Here is a 15,801-nt window from a genome sequence, read left to right as displayed (position 1 = left end):
AGTGTTCGCTTCCCTGTCGCTAAGTTCAACATGAGCACGTATCGTATGCTACGTGACTTGTCTGCAGTAGATCTCTAGCCAAACTTTGGTTTTTGAAGATCATGAATTTAATAGATTTTTCTAGTTCTCCTGTTTCATTATTGCCACCTATTGTCGCTTTGACTTTGGCGATTTTGACTCGACGTGTATTAATTTCCTTGGGTGTAGGTATCGTGCTAGGTGCGGTGCTACTTAATAGCTGGTCTATCAGCGACACCGCAGGTTACGTCAGTTCTCAAGTTTCTTCTGTCTTTATTGAAGATGGCGGAATTAACACTTGGAACATGAGCATTGTTGGTTTCCTAATCTTATTAGGTATGACAACAGCTTTATTAACGCTATCTGGCGGTACTCGTGCTTTTGCTGAATGGGCACAATCTCGAGTGAAGAGTAAACGCGGCTCCAAACTTCTTGCCGCCTTTTTAGGCGTATTCATTTTTGTCGATGATTACTTTAATAGCCTTGCTGTTGGTGCGATCTCTCGCCCAGTAACCGATCGCTTTTATGTGTCTCGCGCTAAGCTTGCGTACATTCTAGACTCAACCGCTGCTCCAATGTGTGTAATTATGCCTGCTTCTAGCTGGGGTGCTTACATTATTACTATTATTGGCGGAATCTTAGTCTCACATGGGATCACAGAGTATTCGGCTCTTGGCGCATATGTTCGTCTTATCCCAATGAACTTCTACGCCGTTTTTGCGCTGCTAATGGTGTTCGCTGTTGCGTGGTTTGGTCTTGATATTGGTAAAATGCGTGAGCATGAGATCTCTGCATCGCAAGGTCGTGGCTTTGATAAAGACAAAGAAAATGACTCGCAAGAAGCGCATGACCTAAATGAAGAGCTAGATATCCGTGAAAGTGAAAAGGGTAAAGTGTCAGATTTGATATTTCCTATCGTGACGCTGATTATCGCGACTATCGCTTCAATGCTTTACACGGGTGGCCAAGCATTGGCTGCTGATGGTAAGGAGTTTGCGCTTCTTGGTGCTTTTGAAAATACAGATGTAGGTACATCACTAATCTACGGTAGCTTGCTTGGCTTAGCAGTTGCACTGTTTACTGTTGTGAAGCAAGGTCTACCAATGGCTGAGATCGCACGTACACTTTGGATTGGTGCTAAGTCTATGTTTGGTGCGATTCTAATCTTAGTATTTGCCTGGACCATTGGTTCTGTTATCGGTGATATGAAGACAGGTACTTACCTTTCGACAATGGCGCAGGGCAATATTAACCCTCATTGGCTCCCAGTTATCCTATTCTTGTTGTCTGGCCTGATGGCGTTCTCAACAGGTACTTCATGGGGTACGTTCGGCATCATGCTTCCAATCGCTGGAGACATGGCTGGCGCAACAGACGTAGCGCTAATGCTACCGATGCTGAGTGCGGTTTTAGCTGGTGCGGTATTCGGTGACCATTGTTCACCAATCTCAGATACGACTATCCTGTCATCGACGGGGGCACGTTGTAACCACATTGACCACGTATCAACACAGTTACCTTATGCATTATCAGTCGCGCTTGTTTCATGCGTCGGCTTTATTGCCCTTGGTATGACTGCTTCAATTGCGTTTTCGTTCATTGCAGCGTCGATAACATTCGTTATCGTTTGCGCTATTTTGTCATGGCTTTCAAAGTCTAAAATAGCGTCTTGCCAGAGTGCGTAAGTTGTTTTGAATAGATTCGTTACAGAGGGAAGCTCCGCTAATTTAGCGGAGCTTTTTTTTAACGCGACTTAGGTGAGGGGGGCAATCGCGTTTTTGGGGATAAAAGTCTCGTGTTAAGAGCGAATTGTTTGTGTACCGAGCTCTCCTTGATGGGCTGTAATGGAAAAGCAATCCATCTTCTTCTTAGTTCTAAGCAAAGACTATGAAGCAAAGACTATGCCCATTTTAAGCTTTTGATTTTTAATACAGCAAAATACGCATGGTTGCGATGCAGAGTTAACTAAATGATATCTAAAGAGTTACCTGTTACACAGTGTTACGTTACACCTATACAGTATTTAAACATTTAAGTTGTATTTCTTTATTAATCGATAAAGCGTTGTTCTTGAAATGCCGAGATGACGTGCAGCCGCACTCATATTGTGTTTATTTTCTTCGATAGCTTGCAGTAGGTAGTCGAGATCAATTTGGTCCACAGAAGGGAGCAATTGCCTCTCATTGTTATCAAGGCCCAAGTCAGCGACGAGAAGCGTGTGATCTTCACACATGACAATTGCTCGTTGGATGACATTACGCAGTTCTCTTACGTTGCCTGGCCAACGATGTTTGAGGAGCTTGGCTTTTACCTTATCAGACATTTTTTGTACCTGACCATGAGACAGATCTGCTAGGAAGTGTTCAGATAAAATAATAATGTCTTTTCCACGCTTTCTCAGTGGAGGGATAGTTAATGGCAATATATTAAGCCGATAGAATAGATCTTCACGAAATCCTCCTTGTACGACCTCATTTTTCAAATCCACGTGGCTTGCTGCAATGACCCTACAGTCCACGTCAATGAATTTATCCGCTCCGACTTTATGGATTTGCTTACTCTCCAAAAAGTGAAGGAGGTGGATTTGTAGGTCTGGTGGCATGTCACCAATTTCATCAAGAAATAGGGTGCCTTTATGTGCCTTTTGAATAAAACCTATACGCTCTGAGATTGCGCCTGTAAATGCTCCTTTTTCATGGCCGAAAAGCTCGGATGCAATAAGACCACTTGGAATGGCTCCACAGTTGACTTCCACAAAAGGTGCTGAGTGTCTGTTCGACAATTGATGAATAAGGCGAGCGCAAAGACCTTTCCCAACACCAGTTTCACCCTGAATGAGGACTTCAGCATCACATTGAGCGTACTTTTGTATTGCAGTACGAAGTTCTTGGATACAGGCACTATTGCCGATCAACGGGTATAGTGCCGTATCGTCGAAATCTACAGCTTGTTTATTACTACCGTTACGCAGTTTCATTGTTAATCACTATTTTTTGCCCCGCTCTAATAATAGTTTTGAATGACTTGTCTCAAACGTGAGTTGCTGTCTCTTTATTGAGAAAAATGTCAATTAATGGGTTGGGTACGGTCTAAATAGTTGTTTTGGTGAATATTCATACTATTCTTCGCTTTCTTCGTCAGAGTAGAGCTGATTGGAGGTGTTCTTTCCACCAGAGTATTCAATATGGAAAAGAATTTAATTTCATTTAAATCAATGTCTTGTGAAAAATATTTAGAAAATATTCAATTGAGTATTGAAAAATATAGAATCCTTAGTTAGTGTGGTTACTAACAAAGCAACTCAAAAAGAGCCTTAAATAAGTATGCGTAATTTTGTAATGAACATTCATCACCATCATCACCCAATTTAGTCTTTCGGGCGATGTACGCATACCCGGGAGGCAGGAAACTCCCGGAGGTAAAATCAAAGTAAAAGCAGATTTTAAACCCTCGGGAGACTTCAATCTCCCGAGGGTTTTTTAGTTTTATTAGTTTGAAAAATACTTAGATATCAAAATCTTGCATAGGGACAAAGCAATGCAAACACAACGTTTAAGAATCGCAATTCAGAAAAAAGGTCGTCTTAGCAAAGAGAGTCAAGCTCTACTAAAACAGTGCGGCGTAAAGTTCAACGTAATGGGCGAGCGTTTAGTTGTCCATTCTGAAAATATGCCAATTGATTTACTCTTGGTTCGTGACGACGACATCCCAGGTTTAATTATGGATGGCGTGGTTGACCTTGGCTTTATTGGCGAAAATGAACTAGAAGAAGTTCGCCTTGACCGCAAAGCATTAGGTGAACCCTGCGAGTTTGTTCAGCTTCGTCGACTTGATTTTGGTGGCTGTCGTTTATCTATCGCAATCGACAAGGACGAAGAGTACAACGGTCCACAAGACTTAGCTGGCAAGCGTATTGCTACAACGTATCCTCAACTTCTAAAAGCGTACATGGATGAAGCCGGCGTTCCATTCTCTACATGTATGCTGACAGGCTCTGTAGAAGTTGCCCCTCGCGCGGGTCTCGCTGATGCTATCGCTGATTTGGTTTCTACAGGTGCAACACTGGAAGCGAACGGCCTTAAAGAAGCTGAAATTATCTTCAAATCAAAAGCGACATTGATTCAACGCACAGGTGAGTTCGACGCAGACAAAGTGGCGCTAATCGAAAAGCTGTTAACTCGCATGCAAGGCGTGCAGCAAGCGAAAGAATCTAAGTACATTATGCTTCACGCCCCAGCAGAGAAGTTAGATCAAATTAAAGCACTACTGCCAGGTGCTGAAGACCCAACTGTTCTTCCTCTTTCTGCAGATAAGCAGAAAATGGCTGTTCACTTAGTGAGTTCTGAAAACCTGTTCTGGGAAACAATGGAACAGCTGAAAGAGTTGGGCGCAAGTTCAATTCTCGTTCTACCAATTGAAAAAATGATGGAGTAAGCATCATGAGAACAGTCGTTTGGCAATCATTAAGTGAGAATCAGCAAGACTCTATTTTGGAGCGCCCTGCTATTGCAGAAGGTGCCAATATCACCACTGCTGTGGCCGAAGTTATTGCTAAAGTTCGAGAAGAAGGTGACTCTGCTCTTATTGAGCTGACCGAAAAGTTTGACCGTGTTAAGCCTGAATCCATTCGTGTTTCTTCTCAGGAAATTAAGGCAGCGTCAGAGCGTTTGTCAGAGTCAATGAAGAGCGCATTAGAGCAAGCTTACGCCAATATTTCTAAGTTCCACAAAGCGCAAAAGCCGCAACCGATCAAGGTGGAAACCCAGCCAGGTGTCCTTTGTGAACAAGTAACACGCCCAATTCAAAAAGTGGGTTTGTACATTCCTGGCGGCAGTGCGCCGCTGCCATCGACTGTTCTAATGCTCGGCGTTCCTGCAAAAATTGCGGGTTGTCGTAAAGTGGTGCTTTGTTCTCCACCGCCAATCGCTGACGAGATTCTGTACGTAGCAAAACTGTGCGGCATTGATGAAGTGTACAACGTCGGTGGTGGTCAAGCGGTCGCTGCAATGGCTTACGGCACAGAGACTGTATCTAAAGTTGATAAGATCTTTGGTCCAGGTAACGCTTATGTGACAGAAGCAAAACGTCAGGTGAGTAATGATTTCCGTGGTGCTGCGATTGATATGCCAGCAGGTCCATCAGAAGTGTTAGTGATTGCTGATGAAACCGCAGATGCAGACTTTATCGCTGCGGATCTTTTGAGCCAAGCAGAGCACGGCCCTGACTCTCAAGTGGTACTTGTGACTCCTTCACCTGTGATTGCGGATCAAGTGACGGACGCGGTTCAACGTCAGCTTAAGGAGTTATCTCGTGCAGACATCGCAGAAAAGGCTCTGGCATCAAGCTTGATCATTATTTCTGAGTCGATGACGCAGTCAGTTTCTATTTCCAATTACTACGGTCCTGAGCACTTGATTGTTCAGACTAAGAACCCTCGTGAGCTTCTACCTCTACTTGATAATGCAGGCTCTATCTTCCTTGGGGATTGGTCGCCTGAATCTGCGGGAGATTACGCATCGGGGACTAACCACGTCCTTCCTACTTACGGTTACACACGTACTTATTCAAGCTTAGGTTTGGCGGATTTCTCTAAACGAATGACGGTTCAGGAGCTTTCTGCTGATGGTTTAAAGAACCTTGCACCAACGGTAGTCACGATGGCTGAAGCAGAAGGTCTGGACGCTCACAAACGTGCTGTTACTATCCGCGTAGAAAAATTTGCAAGTAAGAAAGAATAAGAGAGTAATGAGATGGAAAAGCTAGCGCGTAAACAAGTCCAACAGCTTACCCCTTATATGTCGGCTCGCCGAATCGGTGGTACGGGTGACGTATGGCTAAATGCCAACGAATCACCATTTAACAATGAATACAAAACAGACTTTGCTCGTCTTAATCGTTACAGCGAATGCCAACCGAAAGAACTGATTTCCGCTTACGCAGCGTATGCGGGTGTTAAACCAGAACAAACACTGACTTCTCGTGGCGCAGACGAAGGTATTGAGTTGTTAATTCGTGCATTCTGTGAGCCGGGTGAAGATGCGATTCTTTACTGCCCACCGACTTACGGTATGTACGCCATCAGCGCTGAAACCATTGGTGTTGAGCGCAAAACCGTGCCGCTAACCTCAGATTGGCAACTCGATCTTGCAGGCATCGAAGCTAATCTGGATAACGTGAAGCTGGTTTTTGTATGTTCGCCAAACAACCCAACGGGTAACTTGGTTAAGCGTGAAGACATTGTGTCTCTGCTTGAGATGACAAAAGACCGTGCAATTGTGGTGATGGATGAAGCGTACATCGATTTTTGTCCAGAAGCGTCAACGGTAGACTTACTGGCGCAATACCCGAATCTTGCGATTCTGCGTACTCTGTCGAAAGCTTTTGCGCTTGCAGGTCTGCGTTGTGGATTTACGCTTGCGAACGAAGAGCTGATTAATGTACTTCTTAAAGTTATCGCACCTTACCCAGTCCCAGTTCCAGTGGCAGAAATTGCGACTCAGGCACTTTCGGAAGCTGGTTTAGCGCGAGCGAAGTATCAAGTTCTCGATTTGAATGCAAACCGTGCTTACTTGCAAGTTGGCCTTTCAATGATTCCGGGCTTGGAAGTGTTTGAAGGGTGGGGAAACTACCTATTGGTGAAATTCCCAGATGGCGATGACCTTTTCAAAGCGGCTTGGGATACGGGCATTATTTTGCGTAACTCGCCAATTGAAAACTGTGTGCGTATCAGTGTGGGTAACCGTGACGAGTGCGAAAAAACGCTTGGATTTATCAGAAACTACTACGCATAAATAGAGACAGAATTTATCGCTCTCGCTCAATAGCGGGAGCGCCAAAAGAATAGCAATAAGGAAGTTCGAGTGAGCAAACAAAACAAAATCCTCTTTATCGACCGTGATGGCACCTTAATTGTTGAGCCGCCGATTGATTTTCAAGTAGACCGTTTAGATAAACTAAAACTGGAGCCATTTGTTATCCCAAGCCTGTTGTCGTTGCAGGATGCAGGATACCGTCTAGTGATGGTCACGAACCAAGATGGTTTGGGTACCGACAGTTACCCACAAGAAGATTTTGATGCACCACACAACATGATGATGGAGATCTTTGAATCTCAAGGTGTGAAATTTGATGACGTGCTGATTTGTCCTCACTTTGATGAAGATAACTGTTCATGCCGTAAGCCTAAATTAGGCTTGGTAAAAGAGTATCTTCAAGGTGGCAAAGTGGATTTCCAAAACTCTGTTGTGATTGGCGATCGTCAAACCGATCTTCAACTTGCAGAAAATATGGCAATTCGTGGTATTCAATACAACCCAGAAACCATGGGCTGGAAACAGATCCTAAAAGATCTCACAGTGAAGGCGCGTGTTGCTGAAGTCGTTCGAACCACAAAAGAAACAGACATTAAAGTATTCGTTAACCTTGACGAGCAAGGCGGTAACGATGTTTCTACAGGTCTTGGCTTTTTTGACCACATGCTGGATCAAATTGCGACGCACGGTGGATTCCAAATGGTGTGCAAAGTGGAAGGTGACCTGCACATTGATGATCACCACACAGTAGAAGATACCGCTCTTGCGTTGGGTCAAGCGTTGAAAGAAGCACTGGGTGACAAGCGTGGTATTGGTCGCTTTGGCTTTAGTTTGCCAATGGATGAGTGTTTGGCGCAATGCGCACTAGACCTATCAGGTCGTCCTTATCTTAAGTTCGACGCGCAATTCAGCCGTGAGCAAGTGGGTGATCTTTCAACAGAGATGGTAGTTCACTTCTTCCGCTCTCTGACTGACACATTAGCATGTACGTTGCACCTTTCTTCTGCGGGCAACAATGATCACCACATCATTGAAAGCCTATTTAAAGCGTTTGGTCGTACGTTACGCCAAGCAATCAAAGTAGAAGGCACTGAGCTACCAAGTAGTAAAGGCGTGCTTTAAGGCTAACGTTAGCAAGGAGAAAAACAGTGACAGAACAGAAAGTTGTCATTATCGATACTGGCTGTGCCAACGTTTCTTCGGTGAAGTTTGCCATTGAACGCCTAGGCTATGACGTAACGATTTCAAAAGATCCGCAAGTCGTATTATCCGCAGATAAGCTATTCCTACCGGGTGTGGGAACCGCCAGCGAAGCGATGAAGAACCTAGAAGAGCGCGATCTGATCAGCTTGGTAAAACAGGTAGAAAAGCCGCTGTTAGGTATCTGTTTAGGCATGCAACTGTTGGGCAAAGTGTCTCAAGAGAAAGGCCAGAAAGCCGACGAGTTAGTTGAGTGTCTTGGACTTTGTGATGGCGAAGTGAAGCTACTACAAACTGGCGATTTGCCGTTGCCGCATATGGGGTGGAACACGGTCTCTGCAAAAGCAGGTAATCCACTTTTCAAAGATATTGAAGAAGGTGAGCATTTCTACTTCGTGCACAGCTTTGCAATGCCTGTTGGGGATTACACGATTGCTCAATGCGAGTACGGCAACCCGTTCACAGCAGCAGTACAAAGCGGTAACTACTACGGCGTGCAATTCCACCCTGAGCGTTCTTCAAAAGCGGGCGCGAAGCTTATTCAAAACTTCTTAGAATTATAAAAGGGATTTAGTGTGATTATTCCAGCTCTTGATTTAATTGAAGGACAGGTGGTTCGCCTTTATCAAGGTGATTACGGCCAAGTAACTGAGTACAAAGTCGACCCAGCAGAGCAGTTCAACTTGTACCACCAAGCTGGTGCTAACTGGCTGCACTTGGTGGATTTAACTGGCGCGAAAGACACGACAGCACGTCAACTTGATTTAATTGCAAAGCTACTAGCAAGCACGCCAGCGAACATCCAAATCGGTGGCGGAGTGCGCACAGAGCAAGACGTGATTGATCTGCTAGAAGCGGGGGCTCAGCGTGTTGTCGTTGGCTCAACAGCAGTAAAACAGCCAGAGCTTGTGAAAGGTTGGATGGAAAAATACGGTGCAGAGAAAATCGTTCTCGCGCTAGACATCAACATCGATCAAGACGGCACACGTAAAGTAGCGATTTCTGGTTGGCAAGAAGACTCAGGCGTGACCATCGAAGCTCTGATCAACGATTATTTAACGGTAGGTTTGCAGCATGTGCTTTGTACGGACATTTCTCGTGACGGTACGCTAGAGGGCTCAAACGTAGAGCTTTATGTCGACCTATGTAAACAGTATCCACAAGTGCAGTTTCAATCTTCAGGCGGCATTGGCTCATTAGCAGATATCGAAGCGCTAAAAGGCAGTGGTGTGACTGGTGTGATTGTTGGTCGTGCGCTGTTAGATGGTAAGTTCACAGCAGAGGAGGCATTTGCATGCTGGCAAAGCGAATAATTCCATGTCTTGATGTCCGTGATGGACAAGTGGTAAAGGGCGTTCAGTTCCGTAATCACGAGATCATTGGCGACATCGTTCCTCTGGCACAGCGTTATGCGGAAGAGGGCGCAGACGAGCTTGTGTTCTACGATATTACTGCTTCAAGTGATGGTCGTGTCGTCGATAAAAGTTGGGTCGCTCGCGTTGCTGAAGTGATTGATATTCCTTTCTGTGTGGCTGGTGGTATTAAATCAGCAGAAGACGCGGCGCGCATTCTTGAGTTTGGTGCAGACAAAGTGTCTATTAACTCTCCTGCCTTGGCTAACCCTCAGTTGATTACTGACCTTGCTGATAAGTTTGGTGTGCAATGTATCGTCGTTGGTATCGATTCATACTACGACAAAGAGACGGGCAAGTATCAGGTTTACCAGTTTACTGGTGATGAAGAACGCACCAAAGCGACCCAATGGGAAACGCGTGATTGGGTGCAAGAAGTACAAAAACGCGGCGCTGGTGAAATCGTGCTGAACATGATGAACCAAGACGGTGTACGTAACGGCTACGACATCGAACAACTGAATATGGTGCGTGAAGTGTGTAACGTGCCATTGATTGCATCGGGCGGTGCAGGTGCCATGGAGCATTTCGCAGAAGCCTACCAAAAAGCAAATGTGGATGGCGCGCTTGCCGCATCGGTATTCCACAAGCAAGTCATCAATATTGGTGAACTAAAGCAGTATTTGAAACAACAAGGCATTGAGGTACGACTATGAGTGTGAAAGCCGCCGAAGTAAGTTCGCTAGCTGAGCGAATCAACTGGGAAAAGGTGGATGGTCTGGTACCTGCCATCGTACAAGATTTCCAATCAAGCCAAGTGCTGATGATGGGTTACATGAACCAAGATGCGTTGGCAAAAACGGGCGAAACAGGTCAAGTGACGTTTTTCTCTCGTACCAAGCAACGTCTTTGGACGAAAGGTGAGACCTCTGGCAACGTATTGCAATTGGTGAACATTCAGCTCGATTGCGACAACGATACGCTACTGGTGAAAGTGAATCCCATTGGTCCTACGTGTCACTTGGGTAACACAACTTGCTGGGATGTGGACCCTCAAGAGGAGTCACAAATGGTGTGGCTTCATCAACTTGAGCAGCTATTGGCTGCCCGCAAGAGTGCCGACCCAGACTCCTCTTATACTGCCAGTCTTTATGCCCGTGGCACCAAGCGTATTTCGCAAAAAGTGGGCGAAGAAGGCGTTGAAGTCGCGCTTGCGGCGACGTCGGGCGATAAGGCGGAGTTAGTGTGTGAATCTGCGGATTTGATTTACCACTTAATGGTATTGCTTCAAGACCAAGGCTTATCGATGAATGACGTAGTGAACAAACTGAAAGAGCGTCATAAGTAAGCTTGCTATAGATAAGTGAAAGCCCCTATGCTCTCGAGCCTAGGGGCTTTTTTACTTTAGTGTTCTTGATTCGGGGGAAAACCCGGCAACAGTGCTAGTAGCGATTAGACTCTGAATCACACTCGTTCCTCGCTGTTCAGAATGACGGTATATTTTCTAATGGTACTTGCAGTAGAGTTATTTACTTCAAATAGGTACATATATTCACGTTACTCCAACGAACCTAGGCGAGGTCAAGAATCCAATTAAATCGAGCACAATAAGCTAGGTATGGATGCTTTACCCACAACACTTCTTAAATTTCTTACCGCTTCCACAGATACACGGGTCGTTGCGACCTACTTTTAGGCTACTCACTGGTTGGTTTAGGCGAGGATCTTGTTCTGGTTCTTCTTCTAGCTCTTCTTCTGGAAACGTGCCGTCAATGTAGTACCAAAGCCCATTTTCTTTCACGAAACGAGAACGCTCGGTCATGCAGTAGCGTTTGCCGTCTTCATCAAAATAAGCGCTAAACTCTACAAAGCCTTCATTGTCATTACTGCCAGCTTCTGTTTTTACAACTTCAAGTTTGCACCAATCGCTGTCGATAGATTGGGCAATGCCTTCACGTTGCTCTTCTGCATTACAGCTTGGGTGGTACGTGTTGACCACGTAATCGACTAGACCTAACACATGCGCACTGTAACGAGAGCGCATTAACTGCTCTGGAGTGATGACGTCAGCATGGTTGTTGTGGGCAATTTCACAACACTGTTGGTAGGTGCGGTTAGATCCGCAAGGGCAAGAAGAAGCCATAAAATGAAATCTCGATTAATTAAGCGGTAAAAACAAACAACCTCACAATTGCGAGGCTGGAGGTGAGGCATTATAGCGATTTAGGGCGTTTGAGACAGCAGTTCTTGAGCCCACTCGGTAGATTGATTAAAAGCGTCCGCTAATTGAGGTTCGGTTAATTTAAGAACGGTGCAATATCGCTCGGCTAACTCCCAGTCCGCTTGTTCATAGGCGATCGTCATCGAAAGTAAGTGACCAAGTACGCCTTTTCGACTGGTTAATGCGAGTTTTATATCTTCGTCAACGGGGATATCTTCAATGACATCCGAGAGCGGTTGATCGAGCAAAGATCCGAGCAAAGAAAACATGCCTGTCAAAAAAGCCTGCCCAGGGTCATACCTAGTGTTCATTTGACTAAGTAGCAGTTCACACATTCGTGCACGCTGAATCGCTAAAGAGTAAAGAGAGTCAGGTTTATCTTCTTGAACGGAGGCAATTGCAACTAAGGAAATAAAGCGTCGTAGTCGCTCTTCACCCAGATAAATAAGCGCCTGTCTGAACGATTTGATCTTAGTCGTTAATGTATAGCCTGAATTTACGTAAGTAAGCAGCTTGTATGACAGCGTCACATCAATCGAAAACAGACGTTCAACCTCATTGAAGTCGATGGGCTTATCTGCAATCTCTTTACAAAGTTGGATGACGGTAAGAAACGCGGGGTTCAACCGTTTTTTCTGGATCATCTCAGGTTTGCTAAAAAAATACCCTTGAAAATAGTTAAAACCGGCTTCTAGAGCTTGCTCAAACTCTTCATAGGTCTCTACCTTTTCCGCAAGAAAGTCGATTTTAAATGGGCTCAACGCCTGAATAAAAATGGCAGCTTTCTTGATCGGCACAAGTCTAATATCAAACTTGATCATGGAAACGTATGGAAGAAAACGCTTCCAAGCTTTCGTCGGAACAAAATCATCCAGAGCAATTTTGTACCCGCACTCATGAAGGTGCTTGATGGCTTCTAACAGTTCTTCTGTCGGTTCGCAGTCTTCAAGGACTTCAATGACGAGAGATTCTTTAGGAAACAAAGTTGGGACCAAGTTCACCAAGCTTTGATGCGGAAAGTTAACAAAGCCAAGTTTGTTTCCTAATGTGTTGTAATGCGTCGACAAAAAATGATCGGATAGCAGTCGACTAGTAGCCAGCTCTGGTTCTACTTCAGGGAAGGTATTTTTAGGGCCGTCTCGAAAGAGGAGTTCGTAACCTATGGTTCGTTTTTCTCTATCCAGAATCGGTTGGCGAGCTACGTAAGAATACTTCAATTAGGTACTTCGTTCTGTTTAACTTAGTATTATGATAATAGCGATTTTTTACAAAATATCTACGACTTGAGCGTGAATCTTCTACACGCTCTACATGCTTAACGCAAATTCTGTATGAACGGTCTCGTTTGCAGGTCAAAACTATCAGAATTTACTTTTAAAACTGAGCCTTGCGTATACCAATCCCCTAAAACAATTCGGGTCTTTTTAATGCCATCGACGTCAAAAAAATGTGTGTTCGGGCGATGTGTGTGACCATGAATCATTATGTTGACGCAGTTCTGAGACATCACTTTCTCGACCTCATTTTGGTTAACGTCCATGATATCTAATGACTTGCTCATTTTATCATCACGAATATCGGATTGAACTTTTGAGACAATTTTCTTCTTAATGAACCAAGGAATACGGTTAAACAACCATTGTAGCCATGGCTTGTGAACGGTTTTTCTAAACTCTTGGTATTTCACATCGTCAATGCAGAGCGTATCGCCATGTAGGATTACGGCTTTTTGACCATAAAGATCAATCGTGCAGACATCGTCGAGTAATGTCATACCGGTTTCTTTGCAAAAGCGTTTGCCGAGTAAAAAATCTCGATTGCCTTGGATGAAAAAAGTTGGCACACCCGCATCCGTCAGTGCTTTAAATTCTGCACGGATTTGGTCTGCAAAAGGGGTGTTGTCATCGTCACCAATCCAGAACTCAAACAGATCGCCGAGTACATAAAGTGCATCAGCTTTTGTTGCTTCTGTTCGCATGAACGTCACAAAACATTCCGTGATATCAGGACGTGATGGGGTAAGGTGAAGATCGGAAATAAATAATGTCGTCATAGAAATAAGGGGAAGCTATGCCTCCCCATTAACTTATCTTTTAAAAATAATTCCTAAGAATTACTCTTCAATTGTTGTACCAGTGATTACTACGTCTTCTAGAGGTACGTCTTGGTGCATGCCGTAAGAACCAGTGCTAACGCCTTTGATCTTATTTACGATGTCCATGCCTTCGATTACTTCACCGAACACACAGTAACCCCAACCGTCTAGGCTTTCGCTACGGAAGTCTAGGAATGTGTTGTTGTTTACGTTGATGAAGAACTGAGAGCTTGCTGAATGCGGCTCCATAGTACGTGCCATAGCAAGTGTACCCACTTTGTTGCTTAGGCCGTTGTTTGCTTCGTTCTTGATAGGTGCACGAGTCGCTTTTTCACGTAGACCAGACTCCATACCACCACCTTGGATCATGAAGCCGTCAATAACACGGTGGAAAAGCGTGTTGTCGTAGAAACCGTCGCGGCAGTACTGAAGGAAGTTTGCGCTTGTCTCTGGCGCTTTCTCTTCGTTTAGTTGAATCTTGATGTCACCAAAATTAGTGTGAAGGGTGATCATGCTACTTTCCTTTACTGTGTTGTGTTGAGCCCGAGATTCTAGCCTAAGTTCTAGTGCTTTAAAAACTCAGGAAGAGGAAATTCTTCGTTTTGTGCTTGAAGTTTAGCCGATTATCGTTTTATCGGTTAATTGCTATTACCTAACTAGGTTGGAGTTGATATACTCATCTTCTTTTATTCATTCACAATCATAGATAGAGATCATGTTAAAGATATATAACACACTCACAAGACAGAAAGAGGAATTCAAACCAATTACAGCTGGCAAAGTCGGTATGTATGTCTGTGGAGTTACCATCTACGATCTCTGTCACATTGGTCACGGTCGTACTTTCGTCTCTTTTGACGTTGTATCACGTTACCTTCGCTACTTGGGCTATGATCTGACGTTTGTACGTAACATCACAGATATCGACGATAAGATCATCAAACGTGCCGCAGAAAATGGTGAGTCTTGCGATTCATTGACTGAGCGTTTGATTGGTGAAATGCACGCTGATTTTGATGCGCTGAACATGAAACGTCCGGACGTTGAACCTCGTGCGACACAGTTTATTGCTGAAATCATCGAATTGGTTGAGAAGCTAATCGAGCGCGGTTTTGCATACGTTGCAGATAACGGTGACGTAATGTTTGAAGTAGGTAAATTCAACGAATACGGCAAGCTTTCTAAGCAAGACCTTGATCAGCTTCAAGCTGGCGCGCGCGTTGATATCGAAACAGCAAAACGCAGCCCTCTAGACTTTGTACTTTGGAAGATGTCTAAGCCGGGTGAACCAACGTGGGAGTCACCATGGGGGCCAGGTCGTCCAGGCTGGCACATTGAATGTTCTGCTATGAACTCTTCAATCCTAGGTAACCACTTCGACATTCACGGCGGTGGTTCTGATCTTCAGTTCCCACACCATGAAAATGAAATCGCGCAATCATGCTGTGCACACGATACACAATACGTGAACACATGGATGCACAGCGGCATGGTAATGGTAGACCGTGAGAAGATGTCTAAATCTCTAGGTAACTTCTTTACTATCCGTGACGTTCTTGGTCACTACGATGCTGAAACAGTGCGTTACTTCCTAATGTCTGGTCACTACCGTAGCCAGTTAAACTACAGCGAAGATAACCTAAACCAAGCACGTGCTTCGCTTGAGCGCCTGTACACATCTCTACGTGGTTTAGACCTAAACGCGGCGCCTGCTGGTGGTGAAGAATACGTATCTCGCTTCACTGCAGCGATGAACGATGACTTCAACACACCAGAAGCTTATTCAGTACTGTTCGACATGGCGCGAGAAGTTAACCGTCTGAAGACAGAAAACCTAGAGAAAGCGAGCGAACTCGGTGCGCTAATGCGTGAACTGGCTGACGTGATCGGTATTCTTCACCAAGATCCTGAAGCCTTCCTAAAAGGTGATGCGGGTAACGATGATGAAGTGGCTGAAATTGAAGCTCTGATCAAGCTGCGTAACGACTCTCGTGCTGCGAAAGATTGGGCGAATGCAGATATGGCTCGTGACAAGCTGACCGAAATGGGCATTGTTCTGGAAGATGGTCCAGAAGGCACAACGTGGCGTCGTAAGTAATTGAA

Annotated in this window: 15 protein-coding genes and 1 other annotated feature; of the genes, 10 read left to right on the top strand and 5 right to left on the bottom strand. The window is 44.8% G+C overall.

Annotation, left to right across the window (positions count from 1 at the left end; all coding sequences use genetic code 11):
- Window positions 1–101: 101 nt before the first annotated feature.
- A complete protein-coding gene (gene tet(35) / locus R7P74_RS02460) occupies window positions 102–1,703 on the top strand; it encodes a tetracycline efflux Na+/H+ antiporter family transporter Tet(35) (RefSeq protein WP_225473811.1) in 1,602 nt (533 codons plus the stop codon).
- Between the two features lie 338 nt (window positions 1,704–2,041).
- On the opposite strand, the gene R7P74_RS02455 is transcribed toward tet(35), so the two are convergent.
- Window positions 2,042–2,995 carry a sigma-54 interaction domain-containing protein gene (locus R7P74_RS02455; protein WP_005388056.1) on the bottom strand — a complete coding sequence of 318 codons (954 nt, stop codon included), beginning with the start codon at window positions 2,993–2,995 and terminating at the stop codon, window positions 2,042–2,044.
- A gap of 369 nt (window positions 2,996–3,364) precedes the next feature.
- Window positions 3,365–3,502: a sequence feature (His leader region), on the top strand.
- Window positions 3,503–3,555: 53 nt separating this feature from the next.
- On the opposite strand from R7P74_RS02455, the gene hisG reads away from it, so the two are divergent.
- The 8 genes from hisG to hisIE all read left to right on the top strand — a co-directional run bounded on the left by hisG (window position 3,556) and on the right by hisIE (window position 10,730).
- On the top strand, window positions 3,556–4,452 hold the full coding sequence (gene hisG, locus R7P74_RS02450) for an ATP phosphoribosyltransferase (RefSeq protein WP_005378180.1): 897 nt from the start codon (window positions 3,556–3,558) through the stop codon (window positions 4,450–4,452).
- A gap of 5 nt (window positions 4,453–4,457) precedes the next feature.
- Window positions 4,458–5,756, top strand: a complete 1,299-nt coding sequence (gene hisD / locus R7P74_RS02445; RefSeq protein WP_262634198.1) for a histidinol dehydrogenase — start codon at window positions 4,458–4,460, stop codon at window positions 5,754–5,756.
- 12 nt (window positions 5,757–5,768) lie between these two features.
- Window positions 5,769–6,809, top strand: coding sequence for a histidinol-phosphate transaminase (gene hisC / locus R7P74_RS02440; RefSeq protein ID WP_262634197.1), 1,041 nt, complete (start codon window positions 5,769–5,771; stop codon window positions 6,807–6,809).
- A 69-nt stretch (window positions 6,810–6,878) separates the two neighbouring features.
- Window positions 6,879–7,952: a bifunctional histidinol-phosphatase/imidazoleglycerol-phosphate dehydratase HisB gene (gene hisB / locus R7P74_RS02435; protein WP_262634196.1), complete on the top strand. Its 1,074-nt coding sequence runs from the start codon at window positions 6,879–6,881 to the stop codon at window positions 7,950–7,952.
- Window positions 7,953–7,978: 26 nt separating this feature from the next.
- Complete coding sequence (gene hisH / locus R7P74_RS02430) at window positions 7,979–8,593, top strand: imidazole glycerol phosphate synthase subunit HisH (protein ID WP_213896740.1); 615 nt, start codon at window positions 7,979–7,981, stop codon at window positions 8,591–8,593.
- A gap of 12 nt (window positions 8,594–8,605) precedes the next feature.
- Complete coding sequence (gene hisA / locus R7P74_RS02425) at window positions 8,606–9,343, top strand: 1-(5-phosphoribosyl)-5-[(5-phosphoribosylamino)methylideneamino]imidazole-4-carboxamide isomerase (protein WP_054575134.1); 738 nt, start codon at window positions 8,606–8,608, stop codon at window positions 9,341–9,343.
- Window positions 9,325–10,098 carry an imidazole glycerol phosphate synthase subunit HisF gene (gene hisF, locus R7P74_RS02420; RefSeq protein ID WP_004749837.1) on the top strand — a complete coding sequence of 258 codons (774 nt, stop codon included), beginning with the start codon at window positions 9,325–9,327 and terminating at the stop codon, window positions 10,096–10,098. The genes hisA and hisF overlap by 19 nt, the downstream gene beginning before the upstream one ends.
- On the top strand, window positions 10,095–10,730 hold the full coding sequence (gene hisIE, locus R7P74_RS02415; protein WP_038882807.1) for a bifunctional phosphoribosyl-AMP cyclohydrolase/phosphoribosyl-ATP diphosphatase HisIE: 636 nt from the start codon (window positions 10,095–10,097) through the stop codon (window positions 10,728–10,730). Before hisF ends, hisIE begins: the two co-directional genes overlap by 4 nt.
- Window positions 10,731–11,009: 279 nt before the next feature.
- Here hisIE and R7P74_RS02410 read toward each other — a convergent pair whose 3' ends face one another.
- The 4 genes from R7P74_RS02410 to R7P74_RS02395 form a co-directional block, all read right to left on the bottom strand.
- On the bottom strand, window positions 11,010–11,525 hold the full coding sequence (locus R7P74_RS02410; RefSeq protein WP_213893737.1) for a YchJ family protein: 516 nt from the start codon (window positions 11,523–11,525) through the stop codon (window positions 11,010–11,012).
- Between the two features lie 80 nt (window positions 11,526–11,605).
- Window positions 11,606–12,820: an EAL and HDOD domain-containing protein gene (locus R7P74_RS02405; protein WP_005378158.1), complete on the bottom strand. Its 1,215-nt coding sequence runs from the start codon at window positions 12,818–12,820 to the stop codon at window positions 11,606–11,608.
- Between the two features lie 98 nt (window positions 12,821–12,918).
- Window positions 12,919–13,656 (bottom strand): UDP-2,3-diacylglucosamine diphosphatase, encoded by a 738-nt coding sequence (gene lpxH / locus R7P74_RS02400; protein ID WP_005378157.1) that lies wholly within the window; start codon window positions 13,654–13,656, stop codon window positions 12,919–12,921.
- 60 nt (window positions 13,657–13,716) lie between these two features.
- Window positions 13,717–14,211, bottom strand: a complete 495-nt coding sequence (locus R7P74_RS02395; RefSeq protein WP_005378156.1) for a peptidylprolyl isomerase — start codon at window positions 14,209–14,211, stop codon at window positions 13,717–13,719.
- A 202-nt stretch (window positions 14,212–14,413) separates the two neighbouring features.
- Here R7P74_RS02395 and cysS point away from each other — a divergent pair, with 202 nt between their 5' ends.
- Complete coding sequence (gene cysS, locus R7P74_RS02390) at window positions 14,414–15,796, top strand: cysteine--tRNA ligase (RefSeq protein WP_005378155.1); 1,383 nt, start codon at window positions 14,414–14,416, stop codon at window positions 15,794–15,796.
- The last annotated feature ends 5 nt before the right edge of the window (window positions 15,797–15,801 follow it).

It is taken from the genome of Vibrio sp. 2033 (assembly GCF_033339735.1).
This window is presented reverse-complemented; position numbering and strand designations above follow the sequence as displayed.